Genomic DNA, 23,124 nt, shown 5'->3' on the forward strand with positions numbered 1-23,124 from the left:
TTTGGTCCGTCTCTCGATGGGTCCTAGCATCCGCTGGATCACTGCGCTAGGGCTGCGCCAAAGAGGCAACCGGGAGCAAGGGCATGATCCCACGATTGGACGCGGCCGCACTGGCCGCAGGGGATGCACAGAGCATCGCAGCCTTGGGCAAGGCGGCGACAGGCGTGGGATTTGCCACGGTCTACAACACCGCGTTGCCTGCGGCGCGGGTCGAAGAGGTGATCGAGACCTATCGCGCCTTTTTCCATCTGCCGGAGGCGGCCAAACGGGATCTGGACATGGCACGCACCGGGGCCAACCGGGGCTGGGGCGCGCCGGGCTCTGAACAGGTCGATCCGGACGCCAACCCGGATTACAAGCAGTTCTTCGACGTGGGATTCGTGCCGCCAGCGGGTCATCCATTGGCGGACAAGACGTTTTATGCGCCGAACCTGTGGCCGGAAGACCCGGCGTTTCATCGCGTGATCGCGGCCTATTACGATGATGCGCGGGCGGTCGCGCTGGACCTGTTGCGGGCGATTGCGCGCAGTATTGGGGCGGATGCGGATCATTTTGAGGGCGCGTTTGACACGCCCATGGCGCTGCTCCGGGGCAATTTTTACCCGGCGCGCCCGGATTGGGCAGGGGCCAAGGATTTCGGGATCGCAACGCATACCGATTACGGCTGTTTGACGCTGCTGGCCACCGATGGCTCGCCGGGGCTTGAGGTGCGCAAGCGCGGCGGCGGCTGGCTTCCGGTCAGTGCGCCGCCGGGGGAGTTTATCATCAACTTTGGCGAGATGCTGGAATTCTGGACGGCTGGCAAGGTCAAGGCGACGCCGCACCGGGTGGTCGGCGGGCTGGCCGAACGCATCTCGGTGCCGCTGTTTTTCAACCCGACCTACGATACAAATGTGGCACCGCCCGGTTCGGATGAGGTGATCCTTGCCGGGGATCATCTGAGCGCGCGGTTCCGCGAAACATATGTGCATTTGCAAGCAAAAACATGAGCCTGCTGGACGACCTTGAGGCTGAGGTGGCGCAGCACTGGGCGGGTCAGTCCGACGGTGCGCATGACATCTGGCACATCCGGCGGGTCTGGGCGTCCTGCCAGCGGATTGCCGACGGATTGGACGCACCGCTCGACATGCAGGTCTTGGTGATTGCGGCCTATCTGCACGACATCGTCAATATCCCCAAGGGCGATCCGCGCAGCAAAGATGCCGCGCAGTTGTCGGCGGATCACGCCGTGGCGTGGATGGCGGCCCGCGATCTGCCGGGGCAAGAGGCTGTGGCTCACGCCATTCGCGGGCACAGTTATTCGGCGGGCCATCCCTGCGAGACGCTGGAGGCGCAGGTGTTGCAGGATGCCGACCGGCTTGAAGCGCTGGGGGCCATTGGCATCGCGCGCTGTTTCACCGTGGCGGGGCAGATGGGGGCCGCGCTTGCGCATGGGCACGACCCGCTGGCGCAGGGGCGCGCGTTGGACGACAAGCGCTTTGCCCTCGATCACTTTGAGACCAAGCTGTTTGATGTGGCGCAGACGCTGAACACAGCGCCAGCACGGGCAATGGCCGCGCCACGGGTGGCGCTGATGCGTGCCTTTCAGGTGGCGCTGGCGGATGAGGCGCGGATCTAGGCCGCCAGGATCACATCCATCCGCGGTTGCAGCGCCTTGTGGACCGCCTCGCGCACCCGCGCGGCACCACCGCGTTCCTCATATTCCTCGGCAATGATGTCGCTGAGGACAAAAAGCGCGTCGTCATCGGTGTCGTCATCCATTTGCGTGTCGATCATCTGGTGATAGTCCGAAGCGGCAAAGACCGGGTCGACCATGTCACGCAGCCCAAGCGATTGCAGGCCCGAGACGAGGTTCTGAAAATCCGCTTCGGTGCCGTGGGCGGCGAACCAGTCGACCGAATTGTAGTGAAAGATCGTATCCGACAGATGTGCGGTGTGCAGCAACGCATCCAGCGCCGCCCGGTCCGGCAACTCGCATTTTGGATCCAGCGCGCGCAGGTAGGCGTCGATATACATATAGTATTCGTCCGTGCCTTGCGCGGCCAGAAGGTCGGTTTTCTTCTGGGCAAGCGTCTCCAGCCGTTTGCGCAGGGCGGCGCGGGCGCGCCGCATCCGCATCAGGACGGGCGCCAGCACCAGTGCCGCCAGCACGAGGCTCAAGACCAGCCATAGCGCCGGATGGGCCTCAAGGAATTTCATCAGGGAAAAGCTGCCCTTCATACCGTGCCTCCAACATGTCGTTGGCGGCGTGGTTAATGGGCCATTCAGGCTGCTTTGTGATCCAAAGACGGCAAGACCGCGCAAACTTAGAGGTGTTCAAGTGCCGCACGGGCCAGCGCTGTGGCTTCTTCGGCATCGTCCAGCGCGCTTTCGGGCAAATACCAGTAAGGCATGTTGGTGGGGCTGCCGTCCTTGCGCACGTAATCCCAACGGTCGAAGCCCATCGCCTCAAACTGGTCCTGCATCGCACCCTGACCCTTGAGAAGGACACGCCCATCCGCCATCACAATGGCAAAGATCACGCCGTCACAATAGATCGACAGGCCGCCAAACATCTTGCGGGTGCTGAGCGGACCCATATCGGCGAAGAGATCCATTGCAAACGCAATCTCTTCGTCCGACAGCGCCATTTCAGCCCGCGTTCTGCTCGGCGCTGAGCGTTTCGACATCCTTGAACGAGATGCTTTCGCCGCAGCCGCAGGCATCCGTCACGTTGGGATTGTTGAACTTGAACCCCGATTCCAACAGCGACGTTTCATAGTCGATCTCGGTGCCAAACAGGAACATCTGCGCCATCGGCGCGATCATCACCCGCGCGCCGTCCTGTTCAACAGCCTCGTCGTTGGGGTCGGCCTCGTCCACATATTCCATGGTGTATTCCATGCCCGCACAGCCGCCCTTTTTGACGCCGATGCGCAGGCCGGCATGGCCGTCCTTCTGCATCAGCTTCACGATCTGCGCGGCTGCGCGGTCGGTGATAGTGACGGCCTGTTTTCCGGGGATCGCGAACATGATCTAGCCTCGTTTATCCGAGTGTTAAGGTAGGGCTTTGACCGCCCGCCTGCAAGAGCGCGGCGCGATCCCGCGACAGCATTCCCGCCAGCGCGTCCAGTGCGGCCCGGATCGGGGGGTCGTGTCGCGTGTCCTGATGGCAGACCAGCCACTCCTCGGCGGTGAGTTCGTCGATGATGCCCGACACGCGGGTCAGACCGGGCATCGCATCACCGGCAAAGGTGGGCAAAACCACGCGCCCCACACCGGCGGTGGCCATGGCGCCACGCACCTGCGGATCATTGGAAAAGGCCACGATATCCGCACCATGATGCGCCAATGTCCACGCTTCGGAAGGCAGGGTAGAGGTGTCGTCGCTCGGACCGATCCAGCCGGTGACACCCTCGTCACGGGCAAAGACCGCATGTTCAACCGCACCGGTGCGACGCCCGGCCAGCCATGGATGTGTCGGGCGGCGGTTGCGCACGCCGATATCGACCTCGCGCCGCTCGATATCCATGTCCTGATTGCAATTGACGAATTCCGGCTGCCACGGCGCACCGGGGTCCCAATACAGCGGCACGTGCCGGGCCAGATAGTCGGTGGTCCATGTGCCCGCCGACACCCGCACACGCGGCGGCCCGGCGCGGCCCGCGTTCCATTGCGATATGTCGCGTGCGGCGGCCTCCATCTTCTTGGCGCGCTCCAGCAGATCGCGCCCTTCGGTGGTGGCGGTGTAGCCCGCCGATCCATGCACAAACAGCCGCCGTCCCAGCCGCTGTTCCAGCGCGGTCATGCGCCGCGACAGCGTTGCTTGGCTCAGCCCGGTTTCGCGTGCGGCACCAGACAACGCGCCGTGGCGGGCCACGGCGGCGAATAGGCCGAAATCTGTCCAATCGGTGATTTGCATGTTTGCAAATCTAGCTGCGAATTCGGGGCCTGACAATGCGTCCGCACCGTTGCCATCTTGGGATCAGCAAAAGGAGAAATGTCATGTTACATCCCTACAATGACCTTCACACACAGTCGATTTACGCGCAGGAGCAAGAGGCATTTGCAAAAATGCAAGAGGCGGACCGTTTTCGCAAGCGCCGCAAATGGCGGCGGCAGGCGCTGAAATGGGTGCTCCGGCGGCTCTGATCACACACCGGGAAAAGGGGGCCGCCCGGACAGGGCGGCCCGCAAGGCGGTGCCGGACCTGCGGGGGGATGCGATATGCGGTGCAGTCCGGGATATCGCTGTGGCGGGCGTTTGGGGCGCGCTGCACGTCAGCGATTGGCACGCTCTGTCTGACCGCCGACTGTAACAGTCGGCAGACACTGCCGTGACAGTTTTGCGAAAACCAGCCTGCGCTACATAAAGCCCAGTTCGAGCCGCGCCTCGTCAGACATCATTTCCATGCCCCAGGGCGGCTCCCATGTCAGGTGGACGTCCACCTGCTTGACGCCCGCAACCGGTTCGACCGCATCCGCGACCCAGCCCGGCATTTCACCGGCCACGGGACAGCCCGGCGCGGTCAGCGTCATGATGATGTTCACTTCGTTCTGGTCGTTGATGTCGATGGTATAGATCAGACCCAGTTCAAAAATATTGACCGGAATTTCCGGGTCATAAACCGTCCGGCAGGCCTCGACGATGGCCTCGTGCAGCGGGTGATCGGTGGAAGACGGCGCAATCAGTGGCGCGCCTTCAAGCATCTCGTTGCGTTGGTCCATGTGGGCTTGGCTCCGGCTTTTCCTGACCATTTATATAGGGAACCACGCCGGGGCGGTAAAGGGTGCTGAACGTATCGTTTGAGGTGTCGCGCCTCCGGGCACAGGCCCGATGGCGCGACGGGATCCCGGGTGATCAGCCCGAGGTGAAGGGCAGCGATGAATGGTGCAACACGATCTTCAACTCGCCGTCCTCCATCTCCTGAATGCCGAATGTGTATTCGACCTTGATCTCGTCGCCTGACATCGTGGTGAAGTAATAATTGCCCATGGCCAGCGCGATATCGCCGGTGATGCTTGTGCCTTCGTTCTCCCAGCGGACGTCGGTGTAAGGCGCAATGGCAAAGCCGCCATCTTCGGCGATGCTGCCGCCCACGAAATAGGACAGGGCCTCGTCAAAGGTGCCGCGGAACTGGTCGTCGCTGGCCAAGGTCGGTTTGAACAGCACGATATCCTTACCATAGGCGTAAAAGTCGAGCAGATGCTGGCGGGCCGCCGCCTCGTAATCGCCGCCTGCGGTGTGCACCTCGCCGATATGTACGATGCCTTCGCCCCATGCGGTCTTAAAGGCCGTGACCCGGTCTGGGGTCAGTGTCGGGTCCTGTGCGGCTGATGCGATCCCGGCGGATGCGGCAAGGGCGATGGCGGCTGCGGCTGCGGCGGTGAATGTCTTGGTCATCATTGTGTTTCCTCGTGTTGCGTTGGTGATGACTGGGATGTGGGGCAGGGCCGTCCATATAACCAATTGAAAGAAACGTAAGGAACGATAGCTAAAGGGCATGGATGACACCACACCCCCCCGACCGACCCTGCGCCAGTTGCAATATTTCGTTGCGGTGGCGGAACATGGTGCCTTTGGCCTTGCGGCACAGGCGCTGGCGGTCAGTCAGCCCAGCCTGTCCAAACAGCTGGCCACGATGGAGGCGGCGCTGGACGTGGTGCTGTTCGAACGCACGTCCCGCCGGGTGCATCTGACAGCGATAGGGGCGGCCCTGCTGCCGCGTGCGCGCGCCATCCTGCAAGAGGTGCGCGAATTTCGCGCCGTCGCCCGCGGCGCGCGCGGGCCCTTTGGTGATCGGTTGTCCATTGGTGTGCTGCCCTCGGTCGGGGCGTATTTCATGCCCATCGCCAACCGCCGTCTGCACCGGCAGTACCCGCAACTGCGCCTCGCCGTGCAGGAGGGGGCAACGGTCGAATTGCTGGACCGGTTGCGCGCCGGACAATTGGACGTGGTGATCGGCTCGCCCGGTCGTGATCCGGACATCGTCAGCCACCCGTTGTTCTCCGAGACGCTGTGGGCCTGTGCCGCGGCGGACGATCCGCTGTCCGCCGACGGCGGCCCGATCCCGGTAACGGCGCTGGCGGGCAAGCCGCTCCTGTCGCTCAGCGCAGAGTTCCGCCTTGCGGCTATAGTCGAGCGGTTGGCGGAATATGCAGGCACCCACGTGGCCCGCGACTATCAGGGCGGCAGCCTCGATGCAGTGCGCCAGATGGCAGTGATGGGGGCAGGGGTGGCGGTGCTGCCCTCGCTCTATGCGCTGGCCGAAGCGGTGCGTGATCCGGAATTCGTCGTCCGCCGCATCGACCACCCCGATGCGGTCCACGACATTGCGCTGCTCTGGCGCCGTGCCTCACCGCTGGAGGAGGATTGCCGCGCGCTGGCCGCTGACCTCATCGCGGTCAAGCGCGACATCCGCGCCGCACGCGGCGACCGGTTCGACTAACGGCGGCGGCGCGCCGGGCGCGGTTTCACGCGCGCCTCGATCATGTCGTAGACCTTGCCGACAATATCCTTGCCCGTCGCGTTCTCGATCCCCTCAAATCCGGGCGAAGAGTTCACTTCGAGCACCTTCGGCCCCGTCTCGGACCGCAGCAGGTCCACACCCGCCTTGCCCAGTCCAAAGGCCCGCGCCGCGCGCACCGCCGTTTCACGCTCTTCCTTGCTGATGCGCACCGATTTGGCCGACCCGCCCCGGTGCAGGTTCGACCGGAAATCGCCCTCTGCCCCCGTCCGTTTCATCGACGCAACCACCCGGCCATCCACCACAAGACAGCGGATGTCCTCGCCCGCCGCCTCCTTGACGAAATCCTGCACGAGGAAGTTGGCGCGCAACCCCCGGAAGGCGTCAATCACGGATTCCGCCGCCTTTTTGGTCTCGGCCAGCACCACGCCCTTGCCTTGGGTCGATTCCAGCAATTTGACGATCACAGGGGCCGTGCCCACCAGCCCCATGATGTTGGCCGTGTCCAATGGTGAGGCGGCAAAGGCCGTCGTCGGCATCCCGATCCGTTTGGCGGCAAGGATCTGGTGCGCGTGCAGCTTGTCCCGGCTGGCCGTGATCCCGTCCGCGCCGTTCACGCAATAGGTCCCGATCGTCTCGAACTGTCGGATCACCGCCGTCCCATAGGCGGTGACGGATGCACCGATGCGCGGGATCACCGCGTCGTAGCGGGGCAAGCGTTTGCCGTCGTAATGCACTTCGGGTGCCATCGCGTTAATCGCCATATAACAACGGGTTGTATTGATAACCTCAACCGTGTGCCCGCGCGCCTCGCCGACCGAAACCAGACGGCGGGTGGAATAATTGTCCTCCCGGCTCAGCACCGCGATGCGCAGCGACCGGGACGGGGCCGCCTTGCGCATGGCCGACGAATGGTAGACGTCGAAATTCAGATCGGGCTGCAACCGCTTTTCCGACGCGGTGATCGAAATGTGGTCCTGCAACGCCTGCCGCCCCAGCAGCATCCGCGAATTCATCGACGACCGGTCCGTCAGCGTCACCTCGATCGGCCATGACTGGCCCGCCACCTCCAGCCGCGTCTCGATCACATAGCGCAACTCGCTCTCGCCATTGGACGATGTGACTTCGCGTCGGTCGAGAATGGGGGCCGAACAGGTGATCGAGATGTGGTCCTTGCCCGGCACGGGATGCACATTGAACCGCACCTTGGGGGCCTTGTCAGAACCAAAGACTTCGATGTCATAGGCGTGCAATGCAGATGTCCGCGCGCCCGTGTCCACCTTGGCCTTGAGCGCGGGCAAACCCAGTTCGGGCAAGCTGATCCACTCTTCCCAACCGAAATTCAACGTCTCCATCCTGACCTCCTTGTGATCAAGCGACCGGCGTAACATGACAGGCGGGTGATGGCTAGCGCCTGTCAGGGGGCGTCATACATCGCCAGCATCTGTAGGTCCGTGGGGTCCGGCGATAGGCCTGCGCTGGTCAGCATGGCGTGAACCTGCCCGCGGTGATGGGTCTGGTGATTGAACAGATGTGCGACATTGAATCCGCAACCTGTCTCGACCGTGTCCGGTCCGCGCTGCCACGGCACCGCACGGTCCAGATCGGCGTGCCGCAGCGCATCCGCCCACGCGACGATGTCATCATCCAGCGCGGCCCGTTCGGACCGGTAGGTGCCCCAATCGCGCGGCGCATCCGTGTAGGGGTGGCGCGCGCCGATCCGCTCTGCCGCGGCCCGGTCGCCGGTCAACCGGGCCAGCCAGACGCGGTCATCCCACAGAATGTGGTTCAACGTCCCGGCGATGGAGCCAAAGAAAGCCCCGCGATCCTGCCAGCGCGCCGCATCCGTCAGCCTGTCCGCAGCCGCCACAAGCGACCGGTTCTGCCACCGATTGTACCGCGCCATCATGCGCGCAAATTCCAGCGTGACCATGGGGTGCCTTTCGTCCCGTTCCTGCATCCCATAGCCGAAACCGCGCCTGCGCGGCCAGTGCCATGGGGCGGTGCCGCGGGGCGCGCCCGCAGCACCGCCGCTTGCGTCACACGACGTTGAAGTCCGGCCCATAGGGATAGCCGGTGATGTTTTCAGCCCCGTCCTCGGTGATGATCAGGATGTCATGCTCGCGGTAGCCGCCCGCGCCGGGCTGGCCTTCGGGAATCGTCAGCATCGGCTCCATCGAGATGACCATGCCGGGCGCCAGCACCGTGTCGATATCCTCGCGCAACTCCAGCCCCGCCTCTCGCCCGTAATAATGCGACAGCACCCCGAACGAATGACCATAGCCAAAGCTGCGATATTGCAGCAGGCCACGTTCGGCAAAGAATGCGTTGATGCTTTCGGTGATATCTGCGCAGCGCGCGCCGGGCCGCAGCAGGCGCATCCCGTGTTCATGGGCGGCCACATTCGCCTCCCAGATGGTCAGGCTGGCCGGGTCCACGGTTTCGACAAACATCGTGCGTTCCAGTGCCGTGTAGTAGCCGCTGATCATCGGAAAGGTGTTGAGGCTCAGGATATCGCCCCGCGCCAGCACGCGGGCCGTGACCGGGTTATGTGCGCCGTCGGTGTTGATCCCGGATTGGAACCAGACCCATGTGTCGCGGTATTCGGCATCGGGAAAGCGTTTGGCGATTTCCAGCTCCATTGCGTCGCGGCCCGCCATGGCCACGTCAATCTCGCGCGTGCCTGCGCGCACGGCCTCGCGCACCGCGTAGCCGCCCACATCCGCCACCTGCGCACCCGCCCGGATCAGGGCGATTTCGGCGTCGGATTTGTGCATCCGCTGGCGCATCGTGGCCGGGGCCATATCCACCGTGGCGGCCGGGCACAGAACATCGTCCAGCAGCGCCTTCTGGGCCAGCGTCATGTGATCGGCCTCGTAGCCGATGGTACAACCGGGCCCGGTCACCGACAGGATGGCGCGCCAGTAGTTGTGCCGCCGCCAGTCGGTATAGGTGATGGTGTCACCATAGGCGCGCCGCCACGGCTGTGCGGCGTCAATGCCCGCGCCAAAGGTGACGGCATCCGTGGCGGTGACGACCATCCCATAGGGCCGCCCGAACGCGCAGTAGAGAAAGCCGCTGTAATAGGCCACGCACTGCATCGAGGTCAGCAGGCAGGCGTCAACGCCGCGCGCGGCCATCGCTGCGCGCAGCCCCGTCAGCCGCGTTTCATATTCCGCGTCGGCAAAGGGGAGGGTCTTGGACCCTTGGTGAAATCGGTAAAAGTCTGGACGATCCATCGCGTGGCTCCTTCGGTCCAAAGCCGCGGTCGCCACCTGAAGGGAAACGGTCCCTTCCCGTACCGCACACGGCAAAGAAAAGTCCCGGCGTTCAGGAATGTGGATACGGGCTTTGCACGCAACCCGCGTGCCGGCGACGCCATCGCCCGCCCGTGGCACCGGTGTATCCGCTTTTGGCCACCGATCAAGACCGAAGTGATGAGGTGCTGATATGGCCGCGCGCGTCGCTGCGGCACCGGCGCGGGTCATCGCGCGCTTTCTGCGCTTGCCCTTTGTTGCTGCGGCCCCGTGCGGGGCACTGTCCGTCCCCGTCTCTGTCCCCAAAAAATCCCCGCCGGAGGCTCCCGTCCGTGCGGCACGCCATCCGCCCGGGCCCTTGTGGTCCGCAGGCCCGCCAAAGGCCGCCCGATTGGGTGCAAACCTTACCAAAGGGTTAATCCGCCTCTGTAACCCATTGATATGCGGTGCGTGGACCAATGTCCCAGCGTGGGACATCGCCGGGACTTGGCACGGGGCAAGGGGGGCGATATGTGGGGGGCCTTGCAGGCTGAAAGGGCGGATATGGCAGGCTTTTCCTTTGATCTGAAGGCGACGGATGGCCGGGCGCGGACCGGCGTGATCTCGACCCCGCGGGGCCAGATCCGGACACCTGCCTTTATGCCCGTCGGCACGGCGGCCACGGTCAAGGCGATGCTGCCCGAAAGCGTGGCGGCCACGGGGGCCGACATCCTGCTGGGCAACACCTACCACCTGATGCTGCGCCCCACCGCCGAGCGGATCGACGCTCTGGGCGGGCTGCACACATTTATGAACTGGGACAAGCCGATCCTCACAGATTCCGGCGGCTTTCAAGTGATGAGCCTCGCGGGCCTGCGCAAGCTGACCGAAGAGGGCGTGACCTTCAAATCCCATATCGACGGCTCCAAACACGCCCTGACACCGGAACGCTCGATGGAAATCCAGCGCCTGCTCGGCTCGGACATCGTGATGTGTTTTGACGAGTGCCCCGCATTGCCCGCCGACCGCGACCGGATCGCCGCCTCGATGCGCCTGTCGATGCGATGGGCGCAGCGGTCGCGGGACGCTTTTGGCGACCGGCCCGGCCATGCGCTTTTTGGCATCCAGCAGGGCGGGCTGGAGAAAGACCTGCGCGCCGAAAGCGCCGAGGCGCTGACAGGCATCGGCTTCGAAGGATACGCCGTGGGCGGCCTCGCCGTGGGCGAGGGCCAAGAGGCGATGTTCGGCTGCCTCGATTACGCCCCCGAACAGCTGCCCCGCGACAAGCCGCGCTATCTGATGGGCGTGGGCAAGCCCGACGACATCGTGGGCGCCGTGGCGCGTGGCATCGACATGATGGACTGCGTGCTGCCCAGCCGGTCAGGGCGCACCGGTCAGGTCTTTACCCGCCGGGGCGTGGTCAACATCAAGAACGCCCGCCACGCGGATGACCCGCGCCCGCTCGACGAAAATTGCACCTGTCCCGCCTGCCGTAGCTACAGCCGCGCCTATCTGCACCACGTTTTCCGCGCCCAAGAGATGATCTCGGGGATGCTGCTGACATGGCATAACCTGCACTATTATCAGGATCTGATGGCCGGACTGCGCGACGCCATTGCCGACGCGCGCTTTGATGCCTTTCAGGCCGATTTCCACGCGGGCCGGGCGATGGGGGATATTGAACCGCTCTGAGCCTGTCAGGGCGCGGGCAAGCCCAGCTGATTGACGCAGGCGCGGAAGGCGGGCAACCGCAGAACGGCGTCAAAGGCGATGCCGTGCAGCGATGCGGCGTCCGTCTCTATATCGGTGTGCGTTATCCCATCCAGCGCGCCGACAAAGCGCGCGGTGTCGGTCGCAAACCGGATGTCGATATCACGCGCAATGTCTGGCGTGAGCAGGCCAAGGGTCGGGTCCGGATCAAAAGCCTGCGCCGTTCTTATGATCTCGCCCAAGGCCGGGCGCGCGGACCCGTGGCCGGGATGTTGCGCATAGGCCAGCGCCACCAGCACAAAGGCGGAAGGCGCGCGGTTCTGTCGGGGCGCTGTGTCAGAGGGTATCATACCGTCCGGCACAATGGACCGCATCACCGTGTCGACAATCGGCGGGCCGTGTGGGCGGATAAAGTGAAGCCGCACGGCGTTCGTGCCGACGCGGCTCTGCCAGTGTTCCAGAATGTCTGCGAACGCTCCGCCATTTTGGATCAGCGGGCTGTCCAAAAAAGACGCCAGATCATCATAAAGTCCCGCCGCACGGACCATCTGCGCATAGACCGCCACGAACAGCGCCGCACGCGGGCGCAGGATCAGATGGACTGTCACCGTCGCGCAGGCATCAAACACCCAATCCAGATCAGTCTTGTGCTCGGGATGCGTCAACGCCTCGCTCGACAACAGCACGCGGGGGGCGCCGGGTGCGGCGAGGGCCGCGCGCAGGCGGTCCGCGGCACCCTCAAAGTCGAATTGCCGCGCGCCCCAGCGGGCCGCGTCGGGCCGCTGGCTGAGTGCGAAAGGTGTCAAATTGCCTGCCGCGCCGGATCCGAGGTCCGGATAGTCCAGCCCCTGTGCCAACAGCGCGTCGCGATGCGTCGCCAGATAAGTCTGCAACGAGGTCGAGGCGCATTTGCCAAGGCCGACATGCAGGTGCAAATGCGGTTTCATACATCCGTTCCGCAAGACTGTCCCGGCACCAGCGCCGGGGGAGGTCCGGGGGGCTTAGCACTGTTTGACCATGAGTTCGAGAACTCACCGCCATGTGGCGCACCCCCGCATCCCGAGGGGCGCAATGGTCAGGAATTCCACCATGCACGGATGGCCGCGCACCCCCTATATTCAACGCAGTCACAAGCCCTGGGGAGGGATGTCATGCAGTTTACAATTGTTGCCTTTAGCTGGTTTGCCGTGTCGATGCTTGCAGTGCTGACGCTCGTCTGATCACTGTTTAGCGGCGGTTCGGGGCTGTCACGCCCTCCCCATCAATCTTCTTTCAATAGCAGTCGGTCCAACAGGCGCACCAGCCACGGGCGCGGTCGGATAACAAAGGCGTAGCGGTTGCGGCCTGTGCGCGGCGGTCCTTTTGCGGGCGCGCTTGCTGGTGTGCGCAGCGGAGCCGGGGCGTCCACATCACCGGCCACTTGAACGCCGACATCCGTCAAAACGTCCAGACAATCACCCGGTATCGGTCCCGGTGGCACCCAGTCTTCGTTCGCCAATGCCGCGCGCCACGCGTTCATATCCGGCGCATAGCCGCGTGCGGCGCAAAAATCATCGCTTCGTTCCGCAAAATCGGCCACGATTTCTGCGCGTCGGTCCGGGGACAGCAGGCTGTGCCGTGTGCCGCCCACAGGCGGCGCGGCAAAATATGTGTCAAGCAGGGTGCGTCGCCGCGCTTGATTGGCAACGAGCACATTCACCATCTGGAGCAGACGCACGCTGTCGCGGTCCGGTGTCGGGTATTGCGGCGCGTCTGTTGTCGGCAAGGCGGGCAGGCCCGCCGCGCTGGCAAAGCTGGCCCAGACGCCGTCATCCCGGCGGGCCGCATCAAAATCATAAAGGGTCACGGGGTGGCCCGTGGCGGCCTCGAACGGGGCAAAGAGGGCAGGCATATCTGTCAGCCTGTCCGCGTGATCCACCAGCATCTCGGGCAGACTGCGTGCGCCGCCGGGATGGGCTGAGGCGACCCATTCGGCGTGGAACGCCTCGATATAGGCATGGGGCGCGCGCAGGGCGGCAATCACATCGATATTCGCCCATGTGCCCAACCGCTGAAACAGTTGCGCGATCCGTGCATCGCGGTCCGGTTCGGTGGGAAAGGACAGGTTTTCGGCAGACAGCACGACGGTGCGCGCGGGGCTCGCGGACACCTCGTCATGGAACGCGCGCCACAGTGCGTCGTCCCCATCGCGCAGGGCGCGTACCAGCCCCTGATGCCCGGACAGTGCCCCGCGGCGCCCCGGGACGGCACGGTCGAACCCGGTTTCAGGCACCAGCACACCCGCGCGGGCGAGGGCGTCGCGGTGATGCAGCAGGTGGTGCTGCACAAAGGTTGTTCCAGTCTTGTGCAGGCCGATATGCAGGACCAGCCGCCGTTGCGGTTGGTCGCGCGCGGGCAGGGGGGCAGGCCGCGGCGCACATTCATCCATCAGGCGCTGTGCCTTGACATAGTCGCCCGTGCGCCACGCCTTGTGCAGCGCGAAAAACCGCGCGCGATTGATCAGGCCATGCCGTGTCCGCATCCCGACACGGGATGTGGCGGACACCATGGGATCGGCAAAAATGTCGTGACCAAAGCTGTCATCGCCGAGCAGCGCAGGGATGCGCGCCGCCATATCGGCATAGTCCACGTCACCCGCTGCCAGATACGGCAGGATGTCCATATCCCAGATCAGGCGCGACACAGTGTTGAACAATTCCCGTTTTTCGAACCGTAGCGGCAGGTCTTGGGCGCGCATGTGGTCCATGCATTTTTCCAGCAACTGCACTTGCAGCAGATGTGTCTCGGCTGTGGTGGCCTGCGACGAAATAGAACCCGCCCGCCGCCGCCAGACCCGCACAGGCTGTCCCAGAAACGCGATCCGCCGCGCAGCGGTCACGGCGTGCAAGACAAACAGCCGGTCTTCGAATTTGCGCTGTTCAGGGTCAAACCACAGGTCATTGTCCGCAAGGAATTCCGCGCGGTAGACGCTGGACCACGACGACACGATGAACTGCGCCTCTTGCGCGGTCATGCGCCCATCCACCACACGGCGGCTCAGGTGCAGGCGCGCATCGCGGTGCAGCACCTTGGTATGGACAGAGCTTTCGGCTCCGAGATAGCAGGCGGCATGGGTGATATCGGCGCCGGTCTCATGGGCATAGGCCAGCTGTGCGGCCAAACCGCCGGGCGTGTAGTAATCGTCGGCATCCAGAAAGGCGATATGCGTGCCGTTGGCAGCCGTGATGCCCGTGTTGCGCGCCGCAGACAGCCCACGGTTTTCGAGGTGATGAATGACCCGCGCGCCGAACCCGTCGGTCAGAGCGGCAAGGTCATCCCGTCCAAACGCATCCGGATTGTCGTTCACGACAATCAGTTCAACATCATCCAGGCCCTGATTGCGCACAGACCGGAGAGCCGCGCGCAGAAATGCGGTTTCGTTGTAAAAGGGGACAATTACGCTCAGCACTGTGGGACGCCTTGGACCGGCTTACATGCTGACCGGATCCTCGTCACCCGTCCCATCGTCGGTCGGTGCATCCGTGTCGCTGTCCACTGAAAACGCAGACAGCAACGCAAACAGTGCCAAAAGTATAATCGTCGGGTCCATACAAACACCCCCCCAGGCGTTACAGGACCACAGATATCAGACGAAGCGGTCGCGATAAATTGATTCGAATGCGAGTGAACGGATTTCTTTAGGTTTTTTCGGCACGCTTGACGGGAATTTAAGGATTGCGCAGTGATTGTTTCGACATGGCGAACAATCGCGACCGCATGTCACCGCGCGTCGAATGGCAGCATTTGTTATAAAAATCTGGGGACAGTTTGGCTGATGGCATTGCGCCGCTGCGTCTGCCCGGTCATGGTGCGCCTTGAAACAACAGGGCGCGCACCACAGGTATAAGCGTCCGATGCAAGGAGCCAGCCAATGGTCGCCGCCAAGCGGGGCCGCGCTGTCTTGCCAATGATAAGGAAATGAGCATGCAAGAGCCTCTCAACGCCTCTTACCCCGTCCTGCCTCTGCGCGATATCGTGGTGTTCCCGCATATGATCGTGCCACTGTTTGTGGGACGCGAAAAATCTGTCAAAGCGCTCGAGGAGGTCATGGCCGACGACAAGCAGATTCTGCTGTCGAGCCAGATTGACCCTGCCGAGGACGATCCGGAATCCTCCGGCATCTTCAAGGCTGGCGTGCTGGCCAACGTGCTGCAACTGCTGAAATTGCCCGATGGCACCGTCAAGGTGCTGGTCGAGGGGCAGGCGCGGGTGCGCATCACCGAATATCTGGAAAACGACGTGTTTTTCGAGGCGCGCGCCGAATACCTCACCGAAATGCCCGGTGACATGGCCACGACCGAGGCGCTGCTGCGGTCGGTCGCCGAGGAATTCGAGCGTTACGCCAAAGTGAAAAAGAACATCCCCGAAGAGGCGCTGGCCGCCGTTGGGGAAACCACCGAACCTGCGAAACTGGCCGACCTTGTGGCCGGGCATCTGGGCATCGAAGTGGACCAGAAACAGGATCTGCTTGAGACGCTGAGCGTGAGCGAGCGGCTGGAAAAGGTCTATGGTCTGATGCAGGGCGAGTTGTCCGTCTTGCAGGTCGAGAAAAAGATCAAGACCCGCGTCAAATCCCAGATGGAGCGGACGCAGCGCGAATATTACCTCAACGAACAGATGAAGGCGATCCAGCAAGAGCTGGGCGACGGTGAGGACGGCAAGAATGAAGTCGCCGAACTTGAGGCGAAAATCGCGGAAACCAAACTGTCCAAAGAGGCGCGCGAAAAGGCCGACGCTGAGCTGAAAAAGCTCAAGAACATGTCGCCCATGAGCGCCGAGGCGACCGTGGTGCGCAACTATCTCGACTGGATGCTGTCGATCCCGTGGGGCGTGAAATCCCGCGTGAAAAAGGACCTTGGTCGCGCCGAGAAAATCCTCGACAACGACCACTATGGCCTTGAAAAGGTGAAAGAACGTATCGTCGAGTACCTCGCCGTTCAACAACGCTCGAAGAAGATGAAGGGGCCGATCATGTGCCTCGTCGGACCTCCGGGCGTGGGCAAGACGTCGCTGGGCAAATCGGTGGCAAAGGCTACGGGGCGCGAGTTTATCCGCATCTCGCTGGGCGGTGTGCGCGACGAAAGCGAAATTCGGGGCCACCGCCGGACCTATATCGGCTCCATGCCCGGCAAGATCATTCAGGCGCTGAAAAAGGCCAAGACGACCAACCCGCTGATCCTGCTCGATGAAATCGACAAGATGGGGCAGGATTTCCGGGGTGACCCGGCGTCGGCCATGCTCGAAGTGCTGGACCCGGAACAAAACTCGACCTTTGTCGATCATTATCTGGAGGTCGAATATGACCTCTCGAACGTGATGTTCCTGACCACGTCGAACAGCTACAACATGCCTGGGCCGCTCTTGGACCGGATGGAGATTATTCCGCTGGCAGGCTACACCGAGGATGAAAAGCGCGAGATCGCCAAACAGCATCTCATCGCCAAGCAGGTCAAAAACCATGGGCTCAAAGGTAAGGAGTTCGAACTGACCGACGGCGCGCTGAGCGATATCATCCGCTACTACACCCGCGAGGCGGGCGTGCGGAACCTTGAACGTGAAATCGCCAAGGTGGCGCGGAAATCGCTGACCAAGATCATCAAGAAAGAGGTTGAAGAGGTCGTTGTAACCTCCGAAAATCTCGATGATTTTCTGGGTGTGCGCAAGCATCGCTATGGGTTGGCTGAACAAGACGACCAGATTGGCGTCGTGACCGGGCTGGCCTGGACATCCGTTGGTGGCGATCTTTTGCACATTGAGGCGCTCAAACTGCCGGGCAAGGGCCGGATGAAGACCACCGGTAAACTGGGCGACGTGATGAAGGAATCCATCGACGCCGCCTCGAGCTACGTGCGGTCGATCAGTCCGGATATCGGAGTGAAGCCGCCCAAATTCGACTCGCTCGACATCCACGTACACGTGCCTGATGGTGCCACACCCAAAGACGGGCCAAGTGCCGGTCTCGCCATGGTGACCTCCATCGTGTCGGTGCTGACGGGCATTCCGGTGCGCAAGGACATCGCCATGACGGGCGAGGTTAGCCTGCGCGGCAACGCGATGCCCATTGGCGGGCTCAAGGAGAAACTGCTTGCGGCCCTGCGCGGCGGGATCAAGACCGTTCTCATCCCCGAAGAGAACGAGAAAGACCTCGCCGACATCCCCGATAACGTGAAGGAAGGGCTGGAGATCATACCCGTCACACATGTGCGCGAAGTGCTGGAGCGGGCCTTGGTCGCCCAACCCGACGCAATTGAATGGGATGAGGCGGCCGAAGAAGCGGCTGCGGCGGCTGCGTCGGCATCTTCGGGATCGGGCGTAAGCCCCACGGCGCACTAAGCCGAACCCATTTGGGTACAAAACTATCGGGCGCGATCACATGATCGCGCCCTTTTGCTGTTCTACACAGATGCTTAGGGGCGTTCCGGCAAACCTTCGATCGGTGCCCCATCCGTGGGCAGGCCCGTGCGTTCGTCGCCAGATCCATCGGGAAAGGCCATCACGCCTCCGGCTTTCCTTCTCAGCTTTTTTAACTGCCGTTTGACGATGCGATTTGCGTGTTTCTCATTGCGTGCAATGCCTTGAAAGACAACTTTGAGTGTGCCGTCTGCTGTGCGATCTCTTGAATAGATCGTCACCAGAAGCTTGCCTTTTTTCTTGCCGGACAGGATTGGATTCATCGCGGCGCCAAAGTCGGAGTCGCCAGTTTCAATTCCTTTGGTTTTGCCTAAAAGCGTCTTTTGGAAGCTGTTGTACAACTCCACATCGGTCATGACGTCCTTGAAATCATATCCATTCTCTTTGGCCCAATCCGTCATTTCAGATCCGAAAATTTCCGATACACCGGTTTCAAAGTGAAACCAGGACCGGAGTCCGTCGGGCCAAGTGCTGATCAGAGTGATATCGTCTTCTTCCGGGTCAAATGTGAAAAACGGCCTGCCGGGGTCGGTGTCATTGCTTTGCACCTGAACGACGTCATTGTCATAAGTGTGCGGAGCCATGACTTGCGCCTGAGCAGGGAGGGCAAGGCCCACAACTATGGCCACTGCGACGCCAAAAAATCGGTACTTCATAAATAATCTTTCATTTCAAAGTTTACACAGGTGAATGAAGCATGGCTGCGGTTGCATTTGCAATGCCGTTGGGCTGCTTTGATGGTCGGTGGCTGTGATGCTGGAAATTGAACACGTTTGCCGATAATGTGTTGTTGATAACAATGAGGAGGCCTTTGATGCCAACCCGATCGAGCACAACCAAATCCACGACCAAGACGACCGCAGCCAAAAAACCGGCGGCAAAACGGACAACCGCGTCCAGCACCAAGGTGCCCGCCACCAAGACGGCGGCGGCCAAGGCACCGGCCAGCATGACCGCAGCGGCAAAGGCTGCAACGGGCAAGGCAGCGCCTGCAAAACCGACCCCGATCAAGCCCGCAACCGTGACCAAACTGGAGCCGGTGGTCGCAGGCCCCGCGCTGCGCAAAAAGGAATTGCTGGACACCGTTGCGCTCAAGACCGGGATGAAACGGTCGGAGGTTAAAAAAGTGGTTGAGGCGACGCTGGCCACGATGGGCCTCGCATTGCAGGACAGCCGCGATCTGAACCTGCAACCTTTTGGCACCGTCAAGATCAACCGCGAGCGCAAATTGCCCGACGGCAAGGTTGTGGCGGCACGTATCCGACAGGCCCGCGATCTGCCTGCGGACGATATGGCCACCGACGGTCCCGCGCCCGCCCCTGTGACCGAGGCGAAAACCGCCGCCGAATAGGTGCGATTTTGCCCTTCGGGGCCTTGCAAGCCCGCGCGTGCTTTTGTAAGACGCGCGGACTTTGGGTGATTAGCTCAGTGGTAGAGCGCTTCGTTCACATCGAAGATGTCAGGAGTTCAAATCTCTTATCACCCACCATCGAAAGCGCACTCTGATCGAGTGCGCTTTCGTGTTTTCAGGGCCGACAGCGTGATGCGGACAGGGGGCATGGGCCGATGATGCCAATCTATGTGATGCGCCACGGCGAGACGGAATGGAACGCCGAAGGCCGGTTTCAGGGCGCGCTGAATTCACCGCTGACGGATTTGGGGCGACAGCAGGCCGCGCGGATCGGTGACATGCTGGCGGCTGTTGATATCAGCGGGTTTGACGTGCGTGTCAGCCCGCAGGGCCGCGCGTTCGAGACGGCGGCCATTGCGTTGGCGCGGCAGGTGGCCTTTCTGCGCACCGATGACCGCCTGCGCGAAATCGAAGTGGGCGACTGGTCTGGCAAACGCCGCGCGGAGGTTGCGGCAACGGGTGAGACGCTTGAGGAAACGCCCGACGGGCCGCTGGCGCTGTACGAACATGCGCCGGGTGGCGAGGGGTTTGCCCGCTTGCACGCGCGCTGCACCGAATTTCTGGCGGGTCTCACCGCTCCGACGCTGTGTGTGACCCATGGCATTACGTCGCGCATGTTGCGCACTGTGGCATTGGGGCGTCCACCGGCAACACTGGGCGATTTGCCCGGTGGCCAAGGCGTTGTTTACGTTGTGGAAAACGGCGTTCACCGACAGCTGTAACTGAGGGGTTGCGAAGCCTGCGCCGCTTGGCATAAAACCCACGCATCGGGTCGTTAGCTCAGTTGGTAGAGCGCTTCGTTTACACCGAAGATGTCGGGAGTTCGAGCCTCTCACGACCCACCACTCTGTCTGTATGACTGTCGCCATCCGCCGATTGTCCGGTGTCGCAAACCGCACGGATGCCCTTGTTCCATCGCAAGAACTTGCACCAGATCAATGACAGGACCGCATTGCGCCGTTAAGACTTTGCTGAGCCTTCCGGCAGAACCACCGGTTGAAAGGCTGGCGTGTACGTGAGGGTAACATGACCGAGGCGGTGTTTGACGCCATTGTCAACGAAGGCGAAGTGAGCGCGCTTTGGTCCCTTGTCACGTTGTATTTCCGTGACCACGGCGTTTCAAAGATCAGCTATCATCACATCAGATCCGATCTGCAACACAGCCAGTCCGTCAACATCAATGCGACCGGGTTCTCCAGCGAATGGACCTGCCACTACATCAAGCAAAAGCTCTATCTGATCGACCCGATCACCGAATTGGCGCACAGCACGGTTTCGCCGTTTCGCTGGTCGCAGATCAGGGAACTGGTGCGGCTGACCCCGGAACAGCGCGCATATCTGGGGCAGATGCGCGAGGCGGGGGTCGGCGACGGTCTCGCCTTTCAGGTTTTTGGTCCGGGTTTGCGGAACGGGTATGTCGGATTGGGATTTGAGCATCCGGACCAGTTTCCGGACCCTGCCGCCATTCTCGAATTTCAGATGATCGCCCAGGCCGCACATGTCCGTTATTGCGCGTTGCGACCTGCGCTGGCGCCGGGTGGCGAGTTGTCGCCCCGCGAGCGTCAGATCCTGCGCTGGATCGCGCGCGGCAAATCGAACAGCGTGATTGCCGAAATCCTGTCCGTGTCGCCCCACACCGTCGACACGTTGGTGCGGCGCATCTTTTCCAAGTTGGGCGTGGCAGACCGGACCACCGCTGCGATCCAAGGGGTCGGCGCAGGTCTGATCGTTCCTTAGATGTGGCGCAAGTCCGTGACATGACCGGATTCGCGCCATCGCCTAGACCTCCAGCATAAGTCATGCCGAGGGAGCGGGTGATGCTGAAGGACATGAAAAACACGCAGAGTTTCACGCAAAACCGCATTGCCGCGTTGCTCGAAGACTTGAATGCCTTGCCGGCGGCAGCGCGACCGGGGGTGGCGCTTGCCATCGCGGCGGCCATGGCGGAATACGCGGCTTACGAATCCGCGCAAACGGATGAAGCACGGCAGGTGGCGCGCCTGATCCTCGTAGCTGCAGATCTTGAGAGATTATCGAGTGCCTTTCGGGGCATGGATTTCCCCCGCGCCTGACATATGTGTAATTGCGCACCATTGACCTGAGAAAATACGCGTTGTGTGCGGCGCATCCTGGCCTATCATCAAACTGTCCCTGAACAGTGGAGCACAAGATGAGCTGGAACCCCGCCCTTGATCCTGACTGTCCCATCGGCGATGCCGTCGATGCCATCGACACCGTGATCGTGCCGCGTGCGCGCGATCTGGGCGGCTTTGAGGTGCGCCGCGCCTTGCCCGCGCCCAAGCGGCAGATGGTGGGGCCGTTTATCTTTTTCGACCAGATGGGCCCGGCCGAGTTCGTGACGGGCAAGGGCATCGACGTGCGCCCGCATCCGCATATCGGGCTGGCCACGGTCACGTATCTCTACAAGGGCAAAATCCACCATCGTGACAGCCTTGGCACCGATCAGTGGATCGAACCGGGGGCGGTGAACTGGATGGTGGCCGGGCATGGGATCACCCATTCGGAACGCACAGATGGTGAGATCCGGGCCAAGCCGCACAATCTGTTTGGCATCCAGACATGGGTGGCGCTGCCCAAGGACGCCGAAGATGACCCGGCGGATTTCCAGCACGCGCCCAAGGACACGCTGCCGTTCCTCGAAGGGGAGGGCAAGGAGGTGCGCCTGATCCTTGGGGATGCATGGGGGGAGACCGCACCGGTCCAGACCTTTTCCGAGATGTTCTATGCCGACGCCGTGCTGGAGGCGGAGGCCCGCATCCCGTTGCCCGACAATCACGAAGACCGTGGCGTCTATGTGGTTGAGGGTGAGGTGAGCGTGGGCGGCGAGACCTTTGCCGCGGGACAGATGATGGTGTTTCGCCCCGGCGATCAGCTTGGCCTGACAGCGGGTGCGCAAGGCGCGCGGCTGATGTTGCTTGGGGGGGCGACCCTTGAGGGGTCGCGCTACATCTGGTGGAACTTCGTGGCCTCGTCGCGCGATCGGATCGACGCGGCCAAAGAGGCGTGGCGCGCCGGTGACTGGGCCCATGGACGGTTTCAGTTGCCGCCCGGCGATGAGGATGAATTCATACCGCTGCCTGACAAATGACGCTGCATATCCGCGCCGCCACTCCTGCGGACGCGCCCGCGCTTATGGCACTGCACGGTGCAAGCTGGCGGGCCGCCTACGGCCCATATGTGCCGCCCGGCGCCTTGGGTACGCCGCTTGATGCAAACATGCGCGCGCGGTGGGACAGGTGGCCCGCAGACCGTATGATCCGGCTTGCAGAACGGGACGGTGCTGTCGTGGGCTTTGGCGCCGTGGAATGGGGCAATGTTCCACTGCTCGACAATTTGCATGTGAGCCCGGATGCGCGCGGCGGCGGCGTAGGCGGCAGGTTGTTCCGCGCGATCTGTGCCGATGTTGCGACGCAAGGGGCAACGGCGCTGCGCCTTTTTGTGATCGAACCGCACGCGGGCGCGCGCCGGTTCTATCGCCGCATGGGTGGTGTCGAAGGGGCGGCCGTGGACGATATGTTGCTGGGCGCGCCGGTGCGGATGGTGCCTGTACTGTTCGAGGGCGCGGTTTTCGCGGCGCTTCGCCAAGAATTGTGAATATCGGCGGGAAAAGACGCTTGACCCGTCCGGGGGCTGGTCATAAACCCGGCAAACGCAGCGGGCGGTTGTAGCTCAGTTGGTTAGAGTACCGGCCTGTCACGCCGGGGGTCGCGGGTTCGAGCCCCGTCAACCGCGCCACTGCTTACCCTTGGTCTTGGGGATACGGGACCACTATGCGCGGTTGTAGCTCAGTTGGTTAGAGTACCGGCCTGTCACGCCGGGGGTCGCGGGTTCGAGCCCCGTCAACCGCGCCA

General features: G+C 62.5%; 25 protein-coding genes and 4 tRNA genes. 16 read left to right on the forward strand and 13 right to left on the reverse strand.

Annotation, left to right across the window (positions count from 1 at the left end; genetic code table 11):
• The first annotated feature begins 83 nt into the window (after positions 1-83).
• Together Q1A85_RS19230 and Q1A85_RS19235 are read left to right on the forward strand one after the other, a co-directional pair.
• Positions 84-989: a 2-oxoglutarate and iron-dependent oxygenase domain-containing protein gene (locus Q1A85_RS19230; protein ID WP_299693417.1), complete on the forward strand. Its 906-nt coding sequence runs from the start codon at positions 84-86 to the stop codon at positions 987-989.
• Positions 986-1,618: an HD domain-containing protein gene (locus Q1A85_RS19235; RefSeq protein ID WP_299693421.1), complete on the forward strand. Its 633-nt coding sequence runs from the start codon at positions 986-988 to the stop codon at positions 1,616-1,618. Before Q1A85_RS19230 ends, Q1A85_RS19235 begins: the two co-directional genes overlap by 4 nt.
• Here the strand turns inward: Q1A85_RS19235 and Q1A85_RS19240 are convergent.
• From Q1A85_RS19240 to Q1A85_RS19255, 4 genes are all read right to left on the reverse strand, one after another.
• Positions 1,615-2,220 (reverse strand): hypothetical protein, encoded by a 606-nt coding sequence (locus Q1A85_RS19240; RefSeq protein WP_299693423.1) that lies wholly within the window; start codon positions 2,218-2,220, stop codon positions 1,615-1,617. The genes Q1A85_RS19235 and Q1A85_RS19240 overlap by 4 nt on opposite strands.
• A gap of 86 nt (positions 2,221-2,306) precedes the next feature.
• A complete protein-coding gene (locus tag Q1A85_RS19245; RefSeq protein WP_299693425.1) occupies positions 2,307-2,630 on the reverse strand; it encodes a TfoX/Sxy family protein in 324 nt (107 codons plus the stop codon).
• A gap of 1 nt (position 2,631) precedes the next feature.
• Entirely contained in the window at positions 2,632-3,012 is a 381-nt protein-coding gene (locus Q1A85_RS19250; RefSeq protein WP_299693427.1) for an iron-sulfur cluster assembly accessory protein, read from the reverse strand.
• A gap of 13 nt (positions 3,013-3,025) precedes the next feature.
• Positions 3,026-3,901, reverse strand: a complete 876-nt coding sequence (locus Q1A85_RS19255; protein WP_299693430.1) for a LysR family transcriptional regulator — start codon at positions 3,899-3,901, stop codon at positions 3,026-3,028.
• 83 nt (positions 3,902-3,984) lie between these two features.
• On the opposite strand from Q1A85_RS19255, the gene Q1A85_RS19260 reads away from it, so the two are divergent.
• The gene (locus Q1A85_RS19260) at positions 3,985-4,131 is read left to right on the forward strand and encodes a hypothetical protein (RefSeq protein WP_299693433.1); all 147 of its coding nucleotides are present in this window, start codon (positions 3,985-3,987) and stop codon (positions 4,129-4,131) included.
• A 212-nt stretch (positions 4,132-4,343) separates the two neighbouring features.
• Here Q1A85_RS19260 and Q1A85_RS19265 read toward each other — a convergent pair whose 3' ends face one another.
• Together Q1A85_RS19265 and Q1A85_RS19270 are read right to left on the reverse strand one after the other, a co-directional pair.
• On the reverse strand, positions 4,344-4,706 hold the full coding sequence (locus Q1A85_RS19265) for an SUF system Fe-S cluster assembly protein (protein ID WP_299693436.1): 363 nt from the start codon (positions 4,704-4,706) through the stop codon (positions 4,344-4,346).
• Between the two features lie 133 nt (positions 4,707-4,839).
• Entirely contained in the window at positions 4,840-5,382 is a 543-nt protein-coding gene (locus tag Q1A85_RS19270; RefSeq protein ID WP_299693439.1) for a phosphoribosyl-AMP cyclohydrolase, read from the reverse strand.
• A 100-nt stretch (positions 5,383-5,482) separates the two neighbouring features.
• Between Q1A85_RS19270 and Q1A85_RS19275 the strand changes: the two genes are divergently transcribed.
• Entirely contained in the window at positions 5,483-6,427 is a 945-nt protein-coding gene (locus tag Q1A85_RS19275; protein WP_299693442.1) for a hydrogen peroxide-inducible genes activator, read from the forward strand.
• Here the strand turns inward: Q1A85_RS19275 and rimK are convergent.
• From rimK to Q1A85_RS19290, 3 genes are all read right to left on the reverse strand, one after another.
• The gene (gene rimK, locus Q1A85_RS19280; protein ID WP_299693445.1) at positions 6,424-7,800 is read right to left on the reverse strand and encodes a 30S ribosomal protein S6--L-glutamate ligase; all 1,377 of its coding nucleotides are present in this window, start codon (positions 7,798-7,800) and stop codon (positions 6,424-6,426) included. The two genes, Q1A85_RS19275 and rimK, sit on opposite strands and share 4 nt — an antisense overlap.
• Before the next feature lie 62 nt (positions 7,801-7,862).
• Entirely contained in the window at positions 7,863-8,510 is a 648-nt protein-coding gene (locus Q1A85_RS19285; protein WP_299693448.1) for a DinB family protein, read from the reverse strand.
• Positions 8,485-9,684, reverse strand: coding sequence for an aminopeptidase P family protein (locus Q1A85_RS19290; RefSeq protein ID WP_299693451.1), 1,200 nt, complete (start codon positions 9,682-9,684; stop codon positions 8,485-8,487). The genes Q1A85_RS19285 and Q1A85_RS19290 overlap by 26 nt, the downstream gene beginning before the upstream one ends.
• 561 nt (positions 9,685-10,245) lie before the next feature.
• Here Q1A85_RS19290 and tgt point away from each other — a divergent pair.
• Positions 10,246-11,373 carry a tRNA guanosine(34) transglycosylase Tgt gene (gene tgt / locus Q1A85_RS19295; RefSeq protein ID WP_299693494.1) on the forward strand — a complete coding sequence of 376 codons (1,128 nt, stop codon included), beginning with the start codon at positions 10,246-10,248 and terminating at the stop codon, positions 11,371-11,373.
• A gap of 5 nt (positions 11,374-11,378) precedes the next feature.
• Here the strand turns inward: tgt and Q1A85_RS19300 are convergent, their stop codons facing one another.
• Together Q1A85_RS19300 and Q1A85_RS19305 are read right to left on the reverse strand one after the other, a co-directional pair.
• Entirely contained in the window at positions 11,379-12,338 is a 960-nt protein-coding gene (locus Q1A85_RS19300) for a hypothetical protein (RefSeq protein WP_299693454.1), read from the reverse strand.
• Between the two features lie 314 nt (positions 12,339-12,652).
• Positions 12,653-14,839: a glycosyltransferase family 2 protein gene (locus Q1A85_RS19305; protein ID WP_299693457.1), complete on the reverse strand. Its 2,187-nt coding sequence runs from the start codon at positions 14,837-14,839 to the stop codon at positions 12,653-12,655.
• Positions 14,840-15,354: 515 nt separating this feature from the next.
• Here Q1A85_RS19305 and lon point away from each other — a divergent pair.
• On the forward strand, positions 15,355-17,763 hold the full coding sequence (gene lon, locus Q1A85_RS19310) for an endopeptidase La (protein WP_299693460.1): 2,409 nt from the start codon (positions 15,355-15,357) through the stop codon (positions 17,761-17,763).
• A gap of 74 nt (positions 17,764-17,837) precedes the next feature.
• Here the strand turns inward: lon and Q1A85_RS19315 are convergent, their stop codons facing one another.
• Complete coding sequence (locus tag Q1A85_RS19315; protein WP_299693463.1) at positions 17,838-18,497, reverse strand: hypothetical protein; 660 nt, start codon at positions 18,495-18,497, stop codon at positions 17,838-17,840.
• Between the two features lie 22 nt (positions 18,498-18,519).
• Positions 18,520-18,792: a hypothetical protein gene (locus tag Q1A85_RS19320; RefSeq protein ID WP_299693466.1), complete on the reverse strand. Its 273-nt coding sequence runs from the start codon at positions 18,790-18,792 to the stop codon at positions 18,520-18,522.
• On the opposite strand from Q1A85_RS19320, the gene Q1A85_RS19325 reads away from it, so the two are divergent.
• The 10 genes from Q1A85_RS19325 (at position 18,791) to Q1A85_RS19370 (ending at position 23,124) form a co-directional block, all read left to right on the forward strand.
• Positions 18,791-19,192, forward strand: coding sequence for an HU family DNA-binding protein (locus tag Q1A85_RS19325; protein ID WP_299693470.1), 402 nt, complete (start codon positions 18,791-18,793; stop codon positions 19,190-19,192). The two genes, Q1A85_RS19320 and Q1A85_RS19325, sit on opposite strands and share 2 nt — an antisense overlap.
• A 63-nt stretch (positions 19,193-19,255) precedes the next feature.
• Positions 19,256-19,330 (forward strand) — tRNA-Val (locus tag Q1A85_RS19330).
• Positions 19,331-19,407: 77 nt separating this feature from the next.
• Positions 19,408-19,974 carry a histidine phosphatase family protein gene (locus tag Q1A85_RS19335; protein ID WP_299693474.1) on the forward strand — a complete coding sequence of 189 codons (567 nt, stop codon included), beginning with the start codon at positions 19,408-19,410 and terminating at the stop codon, positions 19,972-19,974.
• A 47-nt stretch (positions 19,975-20,021) separates the two neighbouring features.
• A tRNA-Val gene (locus Q1A85_RS19340) sits at positions 20,022-20,097 on the forward strand.
• A 181-nt stretch (positions 20,098-20,278) separates the two neighbouring features.
• Positions 20,279-20,989 carry a LuxR family transcriptional regulator gene (locus Q1A85_RS19345; RefSeq protein ID WP_299693476.1) on the forward strand — a complete coding sequence of 237 codons (711 nt, stop codon included), beginning with the start codon at positions 20,279-20,281 and terminating at the stop codon, positions 20,987-20,989.
• A gap of 80 nt (positions 20,990-21,069) precedes the next feature.
• The gene (locus tag Q1A85_RS19350; RefSeq protein ID WP_299693479.1) at positions 21,070-21,324 is read left to right on the forward strand and encodes a hypothetical protein; all 255 of its coding nucleotides are present in this window, start codon (positions 21,070-21,072) and stop codon (positions 21,322-21,324) included.
• 98 nt (positions 21,325-21,422) lie between these two features.
• Positions 21,423-22,361: a pirin family protein gene (locus Q1A85_RS19355; RefSeq protein WP_299693481.1), complete on the forward strand. Its 939-nt coding sequence runs from the start codon at positions 21,423-21,425 to the stop codon at positions 22,359-22,361.
• Positions 22,358-22,867: a GNAT family N-acetyltransferase gene (locus Q1A85_RS19360; protein ID WP_299693483.1), complete on the forward strand. Its 510-nt coding sequence runs from the start codon at positions 22,358-22,360 to the stop codon at positions 22,865-22,867. The genes Q1A85_RS19355 and Q1A85_RS19360 overlap by 4 nt, the downstream gene beginning before the upstream one ends.
• A 64-nt stretch (positions 22,868-22,931) precedes the next feature.
• Positions 22,932-23,008 (forward strand) — tRNA-Asp (locus Q1A85_RS19365).
• 39 nt (positions 23,009-23,047) lie between these two features.
• Positions 23,048-23,124, forward strand: a tRNA-Asp gene (locus Q1A85_RS19370).

This window comes from uncultured Tateyamaria sp., assembly GCF_947503385.1.
Classification (GTDB): Bacteria; Pseudomonadota; Alphaproteobacteria; order Rhodobacterales; family Rhodobacteraceae; genus Tateyamaria.